The 8732-nt window shown below is 56.9% G+C and carries 4 protein-coding genes and 5 pseudogenes; 2 read left to right on the top strand and 7 right to left on the bottom strand.

The window, feature by feature from the left end:
• Both EFD56_RS31995 and EFD56_RS33640 read left to right on the top strand, forming a co-directional pair.
• Positions 1–126, top strand: a pseudogene (locus tag EFD56_RS31995) (IS481 family transposase); the annotation flags it as partial.
• Positions 127–141: 15 nt separating this feature from the next.
• A pseudogene (locus tag EFD56_RS33640) lies at positions 142–446 on the top strand (HipA domain-containing protein); the annotation flags it as partial.
• Between the two features lie 245 nt (positions 447–691).
• On the opposite strand, the pseudogene EFD56_RS31985 reads toward EFD56_RS33640, so the two are convergent.
• The 7 genes and pseudogenes from EFD56_RS31985 to EFD56_RS31960 form a co-directional block, all read right to left on the bottom strand.
• Positions 692–2760 (bottom strand): annotated as a pseudogene (locus EFD56_RS31985) (DUF3141 domain-containing protein).
• A 723-nt stretch (positions 2761–3483) separates the two neighbouring features.
• Positions 3484–3680, bottom strand: a pseudogene (locus EFD56_RS33415) (IS21 family transposase); the annotation flags it as partial.
• Positions 3681–3745: 65 nt separating this feature from the next.
• Positions 3746–3988, bottom strand: coding sequence for a hypothetical protein (locus EFD56_RS33410; RefSeq protein WP_245440661.1), 243 nt, complete (start codon positions 3986–3988; stop codon positions 3746–3748).
• A 23-nt stretch (positions 3989–4011) separates the two neighbouring features.
• Entirely contained in the window at positions 4012–5274 is a 1263-nt protein-coding gene (locus tag EFD56_RS31975) for a zinc-binding metallopeptidase family protein (RefSeq protein WP_245440660.1), read from the bottom strand.
• Positions 5275–5756: 482 nt separating this feature from the next.
• Positions 5757–6212, bottom strand: a complete 456-nt coding sequence (locus EFD56_RS31970) for a hypothetical protein (RefSeq protein WP_004668602.1) — start codon at positions 6210–6212, stop codon at positions 5757–5759.
• 31 nt (positions 6213–6243) lie between these two features.
• Complete coding sequence (locus tag EFD56_RS31965; RefSeq protein WP_037145358.1) at positions 6244–7755, bottom strand: tyrosinase family protein; 1512 nt, start codon at positions 7753–7755, stop codon at positions 6244–6246.
• Between the two features lie 857 nt (positions 7756–8612).
• Positions 8613–8732 (bottom strand): annotated as a pseudogene (locus EFD56_RS31960) (IS256 family transposase); the annotation flags it as partial.

Genomic DNA, 8732 nt, shown 5'->3' with positions numbered 1-8732 from the left:
GCCGCCGACCTGCCGCTCTGGCTCCACCGTTACAATTGGCATCGCCCGCACGGCAGCCTACAATCCAAACCGCCCGTCAGTAGACTCGGCCTGATCAAGGACAACCTGTTGAGGCTCCACATCTAGCTCTGAGCTGGGGAGAAAAATCACGGCTTTCTGTGGCTCGATAAAGCCAGCTGGTCGTTGTCCCCTGCCTATGACCTCAATCCAGTGCCTGCGGATGTCAAGGCGCGCGCGCTGACGACAAACATTGATCTTGATGAAGGCACCTGCTCCCTTGACCTGCTGGAAGAAGCTGCAGGGCTCTACGCCCTAACGCTCGCCGAGGCTCGCGCGATCATTAAGGAAGTCGCGACACCGCAAGGTGGCGCGAGACCGCCAAGGCGGTCGGTGCGCGGTCAGCCGAGATCAACCGTATGGCCAGTGCGTTCGATCACGATGATTTGAAAGCGAGCGCCAGCCCTATGACGAGAGCCTTCCTCCCCAGTTTCAATCCGCCCTCGGCCGGCCCGATCACTGAACCGGATTACGGCATCGTTGCGTTGTAAAGGACGGATGTCCAATAGCAATTTTCCGATCTGCGGTCCTGGCTGGATTTGCGATGGAATTGTTTCAAGCGCCTCCGTGACCAACGAGCGAAAACCAATAATTATGTGATTCGGTGAGATCGAGACGCTACTCTACGAACAAACTATGTCACTGCCAGCGGATCCTCAATCACATCGACGATCGATGGCTGGCCAAGCACGTCCGCGAAGCGCTGTAGCATGGCAACAGTACTCGATGACATCTCCGCCCTGGAGCCCGGGATATAGCAAGCGGCTGCATAAGCGAGTTGCCGTTGCCTCGGTTCCGTTAGCAACAGCGGCAGCGTCTCGATTGCTTGCTCCGGCTCAAAGGTGACGATAGCCGTCTGCACGCGAGTGATTTCGGCCAAATGATCAGCGCTTAGGGAGCGGAAGGGCTCGTCCTCGGTCAGCACCCGTGACCAGCGCGCCAGGCGGTCGCGTCGGATCCCGCCACGATCGCTCACCAGGAGTACGACCATACGGATGATGGCATCGGCGAGTCCGCCGATCGCGATCCTCCTGAGCGCATTGGCGATGTCCGGCTGCCATCTCATATCGTCAAGTGTCGTCCCTTTGCGGTATGCTTCGTGGGGATTGTCAAAATATCGCTGCCAAGGGTTGTTCCAGATCATGTGAAACGCGAGCTCATAACCCATGTCGCGCCAGTCGCGCATGACCACGATCGCCTGTTCGACAGCCTTGAAATAGAGCGCTTCCGCAGCCAGGAAAGGATTTTCCGCTGCTGCGTTCGCCCGGGAGTTCCGTACCTGCTGTGAAATTGACTTATAGCCAACCATGATCGGATTCTGAGAAGACAGCAGCGATCGCTCCAGCCGCTTTGGATGGAACATTCGGCTGGCGTCTGCTGACATGTCTGTGACCGCGGCCTGCACAAAGGGGCGGGCAACTGTGTGATAGATCTGCGCTTGCAGTTCAGAGACGCGGGCGACGGCAGCGAAGGGACCTCCATCGTCATGGCCGTCGTTAAACTCACGGATATTCTCGAAGGTGCGCTCGATCAGTTCAACACTATAGCTCTTGTGTCCAGCATCTTCTTGAATGTCCGTGATGCGCATCTCGTAAAGGCCAGGCAACAACGCCTCAATTGCCTCGAGCGTGCTTGCAACCTCATTGTATTCTTTGTTGATTACTCTCGAGGAAACGAATGTACCGAGGTGACCGACGTCGTTGTGTACCATATAAATAATGTGCTGGCCGAGAAGGCGGATTTCCTCCTCGTTGTCATAGATTTCGGGGATCCAATTCAGCGCCTGCTGCGGCGGCGTGACATTGTCGCCATGACTGGCAAATATGATAATAGGCGCCCTGATCTTCTTAAGGTCGAAATGCCGCCGTTCCGGCTCCCCATACGCCTTGTTGTGCGCCAGTCGATTACCAACAAAGAGGTGCTCAACTATCCAGCGGATCTCGTCTCCCCGCATCAGGCAGAAGCCGCCCCACCACTTCTCAGCCTTAAGGAAGGCTTCGCTCGCCGCATCCACATCTCGGAACAGTTCGACATACTTCAGGAATAACTGGCGCTCGGGATTGAGCGTTTCGAAATTCTGTACGAGATGGGCGCCGTCGAAGATGCCTCCGCCCAGATCTGACAAAAACATGGTCATCCAAGCTCCCCCGAAGAGGCCCGCCATGTAGCGGAGGGTATTTTCGCCGATATTTCCCGAGGTAGGTGTCACCGGCGATCCGTTGAGGATGATCGGGCCAGCTAAGTCGAGATTTGTCGCAACCATCAGAAGGGTAGCCCAGCCAGCTTGGCAGTTGCCGACTACGACTGGAAGGCGGGCCAGCGGATGCAGGCGCATGACCTCACGAACAAAGGCCGCTTCCGCATACGTGACATTAGAGAGATACTGCCCCCCTCTGGCTCTCGGCGGAAGGACACCAAATAAACCGGGTGACCTTCCCGGAACGCCACGCCGACCTGGCTGTCTTCTTTGTGGCCACCGACGCCGGGACTATGTCCGGCGCGCGGACAAATGATTATAAAGGGGCGCTTCGTGTCATCGACGTTAACACCTTGGGGCGGAATCATTCGGAGTAACACGTAATTGGATTTCAAGGGCAGATCGTTTCCATCCATAACTGTTTCGTAGTCGCAGAAGAAAACCGGCGGACAGCCTGCCGCTTCATGTTCGAGGAAGATGTCGCCGCGCTGTCGGAGAAGATCCATGCACAATATGGCGCGCTCACTAGCGTCGCGCAGGTATTCCGCCCAAGCGTGGCCCAAATTCCCATTGTCGTGCACCTCGCGTAGACTCTCGGCAAGACGTTCGGCCTCAGTAAAGAGCTTTCCCTGGCGGGTAGACTGGCTGTCGCACATGACTTGCACGCGGCGCAATAAGGCAACCTGCAGAATTTTAGCGGTTTCAGCGCCCGCTTCCGCCAAGCGTTGGAACATCGGGAATAGACTTTGGGTCACTTGGCTGTCCAGTTCCGTGGATGGCGCTTCAATCCACCGGAGCGGATTTAGAGATGTAAGAATGTCCGCCATCGTTTCAACTCCTCTATGGTTATGATCCCGTACGCATACATACGTGCCAGATCGATCGTGCTTCCGTCTGGCGAGGTGCTCGGTAGGCAATGCCGACGCCTAGGAAAGCAGTTTGACGACTTCCGACCCCAACGAGTTACCGCCGCATTCATCCCCTGCAATGTCTATGCCAAGCACTGGGTCAGCCAGCTACGCCGGGAGAGGGGGCAGCAAGCTCGTCGCCAGGGAATGCCACACAAAGTCTTCATTCAGCCTGGATCAGCAGTTTCTCCCAGCTCGTTGGAGACTATCGCAGGACAGGAGGTGATGGATTCGCCTGCGGTGTGGGATCCCCACCAACTAAGATGTTTCGGCGGCCGTCCGCGTGGCTTTGGTGGTGGGGCTAAGGCTGGTGGTGGCACGGTTATAAACGATGCCTTCTGTCTGACGCTCACCAATGACGGCAGTCTTCATCCGGTCGCAAAGCACTCCCGCGGAGCGCCGCCGAGAGCCTCGAAGGCCGCGACGTGGAAACGCAGGCCGGTCATCTGATGCATGACGAAGCGTGCCCAGATGGGACGGCTATGACCCGGCACTATCGTGAACAGCCAGATGATCCTCGGCGCCAGTTAAAGTGCCGACCGCGTGACGCCGCCATTTTCGCTGGCGTTAGTGTTGGTCAGTTTTACAGCAGATCACCGATAACAGTGGACAGGTTAAACGGAACAATTCCGATCTCACCACGCGGCATCGTGTCGAGCAAGTCGACCGTGCGGGCAAAGGTTTCCACTTGCTGAAAGGCGTAATCAGGGTCGAGCCGGTCCAAGCCTCCGCCCGGCAAGACCTGGCAAAGATAGTCCGGTATCGGACAGCTTGATATCGTCGGAATTCCTGATGCGTATAATGGCTGGCCTTCGCCCAACATCACCTGCGCCGCCGCTGGGGCGACTATCAGCGCGCGTACCTTTTGCGCCCGCGTGCGGCAGCGATATACACGTCACTCATCGACTTATTACTGGTATAGATCAAATCGAGCTCCGGCTTCCCGGTGGGCGCGGGGTGCCCTTTTGCAAAGTCATCTCGCCACTCGGTACATCCAAGATGCTCAATCGTAGCTCCTGCAACGGCTTTAGCATGGCCGGGTTTGCCGTCCCACAATTCTGGATGCATTTCGAGCCAGGTCGCCGTCGCCTGATTCCCGTGGCGGCCGAACTGGGGAAGCTGGAAATGACCCGTGACGAGTACGAAGACGAGGCTTCGGTTGCGAGCAGATTTCGGTAGCGAGGAGAAATAATGGGCCAGAGCGAGTATCCCAGCACCGCCGTTCTCTTCGCACGCATTAGGTCCATCGGTGTGGGTGTTGATGATGATCGTCTCAAGCAGGTTGCTGCCCGGCAAAACCGCATAAATCGTATCGGTCGCGACGTCTTTTAACGTGCCATCCAAGGTCAGGCGACCGCTCAAACCGTGCTTGATCGCGGCTTTGATCCGCTCTCCTTCAGATTGCGCCACCCATATTGCAGGTAAGCCCCAATACGGTGTGGTGAATGGCAGCACCTGCCCCTTCAACTGCACTTCCGAGACGCCTTCGAAAATGCAAACGACGGCTAAAACCCCTGCTTCACGCGCCTTGTCGATCGGTACGCCAAGCAAACCGGTGATAAGCGGCGTGGTTACGGCTTTGGGAAAGTCTATGCCTTCCGGCAGGCTGCCGCGTCGATTGGTCACCAGTTCGAGGAATGCCGCCAGATCCCGACGCTTTACCGTCACCACCGCAATTTTGCCGCGGGCTTTCTCAAACGCCTGAACCCGACCGTTGAAAAGAACCATCTTACCCGAGATACCGCCGGGAGGTGTAAGCCCGGAATACGGGAACGGCGCCGCTACCTCAATTACATCACCATTTGACAGTTTGAACGCGGTGGTTCGTGGCATCCACCGGCGCATCGTGAGTTGATCGCGCTTCACCTCAAGGCCCATCCCTCTCAACTCACCAGCAAGATAATCGATTGCCCGTGCTTGGGCCGGGCTGCCGGTCAATCGGGGGCCGAAACTGTTGAGCCTTTTGATCCAACTCCAAAGTTTCCGCTGATCAGGGAGTGCGGGGATGGACGGCTTTCGCTGCTCACTGAATCCGGTGCTGGGAAAAGCCGGGAATACCATCCCGGCGAGAAGAGCAGTGAGCCCAAAAGTCGAAAAATCTCTTCGTTTCAAGACTAACCTCCGCGCCTCTCTATCACGAATGGAAGCGATACCTATGGCCGCACGCCGCCCGTGTCCTTGCAAATCCAGTGCCATTGACAGCACACGTCTAATCTTCAGTTTTGAATTGAACGCGCAGTCTGAATCGGTTTTGGACCGCGTGCGAAGTCAATGCAGCTTTCGGACAGACTCCGCGCAAGCATCTGAAGTGGTTGAAGAGTCACTTTACTGATCTAGGAACGCGTCGTCGGTTCAATGCCTTTAAGAGCGACTTAATCTTGAGCCTAGTCTCGGGTCGGCCAAAAACCTTTGCCTGCTTGCAGACGACCATCAGTCGCCGAATGCAGCGGCAAGACTGTAAACTGTTGACCACGATAGGCGCTGCGCGTTGGACCTTTGTCACAACAACCTATCAAAACCCTCTATTTTATCCGGCGGACTTTCATTGCCGACAGGGTTCTGGAGCTAGCGGCAAATCAGCCCCGACTGCCAATCTATTCGATGCTTGCGTCGCTGATAGTGATGCTGGCGCCCGAACCGCCGCCTGTTTGAGGCTCCAGCCGGATAATGACGGTCTGTGGCTGACGGCAAGACGGGTCATCGGGCAAGGGAAACCCAAATCGTTGAGGCTTTGCCCCGTCCAATACCGAAAACGCCTTGTTCGGAAAAATACCAAACCTACCAATTTCGCGAACGTTACTGCCGCAGTCAAGCGAAACGACCGTCGTCACTGGTCCTGAAGTCGACGGTTCATAACCAGTGACAGTAAGGACGACCCGCGCACTGGTATCAGCCGATGAGTGGACTGCTCTGCTCGATATGGTTATCGTCGCGGGCTTACTGGTCGTTGCCCGCATGTCGCTCTCGTTAGCTTGAACCGGGCTGACGATGCGCAGCATCGATAATGCCGCCGCACGAATAGCGATAAGCACCCAACGATGATAGCGCATCGATGTCTCCACAACCCAGCCAGTCGGGATGTTAGGCGGACACTATGGCTATTTCTAGCTTTGCGGGCGCTACGGCGCCGGGTTTGCCCGCTCCCGATCCGACAGGAATGAGCTGCAGGTCGATGGCCTCGCCATCCGTCTGCCCCCTTCCGCCGTAAACCCGCTGGATCGCGTCCGTCAGATCGAGGACGAAGGATGGTTTGCGATGATGGTCGCCGTCATGACCGAGAACGGCGAAAGAACCGACGTAATGGGGATCGGTGACGGGCGTATCGGCCTTAAGGTCGTTCTTGCCGAGAAACACCCGAACGCTGGTCGTGCTGGCACTGGTGATCTCGACATCGCGCAGGAATGCCAGCACACGAGGAGCGGAGGCCGCCTGCTCCTGTGCCGCGCCGAAATCCATTGTATCCATGCCGGATGGCAGAGGCGGTTGGCGGACGATCTCCTGCAATGCGCCCGCCGGGATCTTGATCGGCAGCGAAAGCGGCACGTTTTCCGTTGCCGCCTTGCTGTTGTCCGTGGAGGTGGTCGTCACGCCGGCGATTGCAGCATCGGTCGCCGTCGCCGCGATCACGGACGTGAGTTTATCGTTCAGGGCCAGCGTTTTGGCGCTCGCCGCCGCGACCTTGAAGTAGGTCCGGAAACCATAATTGTATCCGAGTTCCTCTGGAACATAAAGGTCAGAGACCTTCGGGGACCAGAAGTTGCCGTCGACATCGTAGAAATTGTCGGTGAACGGCATGTCGGCCCAGAGCCGATCCGTGCTGTTGGCGTTGCGCAAATTCCACGTCGCCCAGATGCGGTCGATGTTGCAATGATGCATGAAGAAGATCGGATCGCGGGGCGACGACATTTCCGGCATCCAGCCACCGATATTGTTGTGCACCTGATTGTGCGGTGTGTATTCCAGCGTCCCCTGCGTGCCGCTGCTGGTGGTGACCCAGGAAGGATCGAGTGAGTTCTGTCCCTCGGGGCGGGTGGTGCCGAAGACCTCGTATGGCTTCGCCGTTAGGATGGTGTTGAGAACCTGTGGCCCAACTATATTGTCCGGCATCGGCTGCGTGATTGGCCAGGTGCGCGACGAAACATAAAGTGGATTGTCCTTGCCGTCGGGCGTCTTTTGCATTGTGAACACTTCGGGCAGGTACGGATTGTCGGTCCAGTCCCAGAACGGCATAGCGAAATCGTTGTTCTTGGTCACGTGCCGAACGATGCGCTCGTACATAGCCGTATAGGCCCTGTGCCACGGCAGGAAATACCAGTTGCCATGCGGGCAGTATTTGACGACGTCACCGCTGCCGTGAATTTTCGAGAGGTTGACCCAGTTGAATTTGTCGCTGGCGGGAAGGGCGTTGAGAAGGCGCACTGCGTCGCGATAGGTCTCGATGATCGGGTCGTTCCAGGCCAAGCCCTGCAGTGAGCGCCGCCAAGGGATTGACGGTATCTGCGCGAAGGCTTTTGTCCCCGGTAGGCCGCTGGTGAGCAGGCCTGCTGCAATGACGCCACCCTGAACGATGACATGTCTGCGTGTGATGCTCATCTTACTCTCCCTTGGATTTGAATTGTCCTTCGCAAAGATTAATGCCGCTTTTAGGCCGGTTCCGCGCCGTCTGGGCGCGGGAGCAGTGGGCAATTCGCACCACCATAGAGCTTGCGTTGGCTCTTTCTGAGTTTCGGTGAATCGGCGGCATGAGAAATGAAGCAAGCGACGTGCCACTCGAAAATGCAGCGTAAAATGCGAGCTAAAAACGCTACTACCGATCGTATTCCTGCATTCCAGTTGGAATCCAGATTCCGGAAAACTTAGTATCGCATTCCATGATCGTTCGAGCGACGGCTTGCCGACCAGCCACGGCAAGCACGTTCGGTTGCGAAAACCTCAAATGATCAAGCTGAAACAGTTGTTCAGACCGGTGAGAGGGCCCAAGATGCTGAAAACGCCCTGTGCGACGATAGAGAAGCACGCATCTCGAACAGGCTTTCGCTATCGGACCCCCAGCAATGACGGAGCCGTAGCCCGCTCGCTCTCAAATTCAAAACTGCGAAGCAGGCACCACTCCGTGGCTTGACGGGTGCGTAGAGCAGAGCGGGACAAACCGATTGTCGTGATCTCGACAAATGCGACAAAGGGCGGCGGCTGTCCGACATTTGCGAGAATAGCGGCGGGATCTCCGCGCGGGAACAACGGGCTCACCAAGTGATCCCACTTTCAGTCCCATTGTGCCCACTCATTCGGGCTTACTGTCGGACCCTATCGAGACCTCGCCGCAGCTGCGAAGCCCCACTCATATCCGTTTGAATTTGGCATCAAGGCTTGACGCTTGCCGTCCACACGGGGCAATTCGGGCAGTGTATTAGCCTGCTGTCCCGCTCGTTTCCTAACCCGACATCACAGCGGGGCAGGCTGATTTGGGGATCATCGCTCATTTGGGCCATGGTCTCAAGCGTCATATACCTGGCGCGTTGAACGGCCCATTCATCATTCTGTTCGAGCAGCAATGCACCGACGAGACGGAC

It is taken from the genome of Rhizobium phaseoli (genome assembly GCF_003985125.1).
Lineage (GTDB): Bacteria > Pseudomonadota > Alphaproteobacteria > Rhizobiales > Rhizobiaceae > Rhizobium > Rhizobium phaseoli.
The sequence above is the reverse complement of the archived record's forward strand: the minus strand, read 5'-3'. Positions and strand labels throughout refer to the sequence as shown.

Excerpts from the sequence above, each read along its gene's own strand:
- EFD56_RS31970 (WP_004668602.1), bottom strand. The coding sequence starts at position 6,212 with ATGCGCTATCATCGTTGGGTGCTTATCGCTATTCGTGCGGCGGCATTA.
- EFD56_RS31965 (WP_037145358.1), bottom strand. The coding sequence starts at position 7,755 with ATGAGCATCACACGCAGACATGTCATCGTTCAGGGTGGCGTCATTGCA.